Source organism: Aquimarina litoralis, assembly GCF_019295435.1.
GTDB classification, from domain to species: Bacteria; Bacteroidota; Bacteroidia; order Flavobacteriales; family Flavobacteriaceae; genus Aquimarina; species Aquimarina litoralis_A.
The window spans coordinates 1-2,534 of sequence record NZ_WEKL01000096.1 but is presented as its reverse complement, the minus strand read 5'-3'; the positions used below and the strand labels follow the sequence as shown (position 1 = coordinate 2,534).

General features: G+C 35.2%; 1 protein-coding gene. It reads left to right on the top strand.

The annotated features are described in order from the left end of the window. Positions 1-56: 56 nt before the first annotated feature. A partial coding sequence (locus GBO31_RS23295; protein ID WP_219011025.1) for a methylmalonyl-CoA mutase family protein occupies positions 57-2,534 on the top strand: 2,478 nt, incomplete at its 3' end.

Sequence of the window (2,534 nt, the reverse complement as noted above, 5' to 3'; positions counted from 1 at the left end):
TCGTTTTTGATGCATATTTCGTAAATTAGCAGCACTAAAAATGCTTTTTATTATCAATGGAACAAATTGCACCGTATAAACCCAAGAATAAAGTTAGAATTGTAACTGCCGCATCTCTTTTTGATGGTCATGATGCCGCCATTAATATTATGCGCCGGATTATTCAATCTACAGGAGTTGAAGTAATTCACTTAGGTCATGATAGAAGTGTAGAAGAAGTAGTGAATTGTGCGATTCAAGAAGATGCGAATGCGATCGCAATGACTTCTTATCAAGGAGGTCATAATGAATATTTTAAATATATGTATGATTTGCTCAAAGAAAGAGGAGCTTCTCATATCAAAATATTTGGTGGAGGAGGTGGAGTAATCCTTCCGGAAGAAATCAAGGAATTGATGGATTATGGGATTACTCGAATTTATTCACCTGATGATGGTCGTGAGTTAGGATTACAAGGAATGATCAACGATTTGGTACAGCAATCTGATTTTCCTATTGGTGATAGTCTTAATGGTGAAGCAGATCATTTGGTTGACAAAGAAATTGGGGCTATTGCACGTGTTATTTCTTCGGCAGAGAATTTCCCAGAAATAGCAAAGAATACTTTAGACAAAATACATGAAAAGAATAAAACATCTACTACTCCTGTTTTGGGTATCACTGGTACTGGAGGAGCTGGAAAATCTTCTTTAGTAGATGAGTTAGTACGTCGATTTTTGATTGATTTTCCAAACAAAACCATTGGATTGATTTCTGTAGATCCATCTAAACGAAAAACAGGTGGAGCTTTATTGGGAGATCGAATTCGTATGAATGCGATCAATTCACCAAGAGTATATATGCGTTCTTTGGCAACAAGACAATCTAATCTTGCATTATCAAAGTATGTAGCAGAAGCAATTGAGGTTTTAAAAGCGGCAGAATTTGATCTAATAATTCTAGAAACATCTGGGATTGGTCAATCCGATACTGAAATTCTGGAGCATAGTGATACTTCTTTATACGTAATGACCCCAGAGTTTGGTGCTGCTACACAATTGGAAAAAATAGATATGCTAGACTTTGCTGATCTTGTAGCGATCAATAAGTTTGATAAAAGAGGTTCCTTGGATGCATTGAGAGATGTAAAAAAGCAATATATGCGTAATCATCAGTTGTGGGATGTTCCACAAGATGATTTACCAGTATATGGAACCATTGCTTCTCAGTTCAATGATCCTGGAATGAATACTTTGTATAAAGCAATCATGGATAAGGTGGTTGAGAAAACAGGAGCAGATTTGAAATCTGATTTCCATATTTCTAAAGAAATGTCTGAAAAGATATTTGTGATACCTCCAAGTAGAACGAGATATCTATCAGAAATTTCAGAAAATAATAGAGCTTATGATAAAACAGTAACTACACAGGTAGAAGTAGCTCAAAAATTATATGGTATTTATAAAACCATTTGTAGTGTTGCAAATTTAGATAGCATAGACTTATCAAAAAACGGAATTGATATTGAAAGCCTAAAAAAGGTAGAGAATGACGATAATCAGGATTTCTTAAAGCTTTTATTAGCCGAATTTGATAGAGTAAAATTAAATCTAGATCCACATAATTGGGAAACTATTATCGGTTGGGCAACTAAAGTTCAAAAATATAAAGATCCTATTTATACTTTTAAAGTAAGAGATAAAGAGATAAAGATCGAAACACATACAGAATCCTTATCACATAGTCAAATACCAAAAGTGGCTTTACCTAAGTATCAAGCTTGGGGAGATATTCTAAAATGGTGTTTACAGGAAAATGTTCCAGGAGAATTTCCTTTTGCTTCGGGATTATATCCTTTCAAGCGTACAGGAGAAGATCCAACGCGTATGTTTGCCGGTGAAGGAGGACCAGAACGAACTAATAGACGTTTTCATTACGTAAGTTTAGGAATGCCGGCAAAACGTTTGTCAACTGCCTTTGACTCTGTAACGCTTTACGGAAATGATCCTGATCATCGACCTGATATCTATGGTAAGATTGGAAATGCGGGAGTTTCTATTTGTTGTTTAGATGATGCTAAAAAACTATACTCTGGTTTTGATCTTACGCATGCGATGACTTCTGTAAGTATGACAATTAATGGACCAGCTCCAATGTTGTTAGGATTCTTTATGAATGCTGCAATTGATCAGAATTGTGAAAAATATATCAAAGAAAATAGTCTTGAAGCTGAGGTAGAAGCCAAGATCAAGAAAATATATAAAGACAAAGGAGTAGAAAGACCTGCGTACCAAGGAGAACTTCCAGAAGGGAATGATGGATTAGGATTGATGTTATTGGGTGTTACGGGAGATCAGGTGTTGCCAGCAGATGTCTATCAAGAAATTAAAGCAACTACCCTGAATACAGTTCGTGGAACTGTACAAGCAGATATTTTGAAAGAAGATCAAGCGCAGAATACTTGTATTTTTTCTACAGAGTTTGCTTTAAGGTTAATGGGAGATGTACAGGAATATTTTATTGAAAAACAAGTTCGTAATTTCTATTCAGTTTCT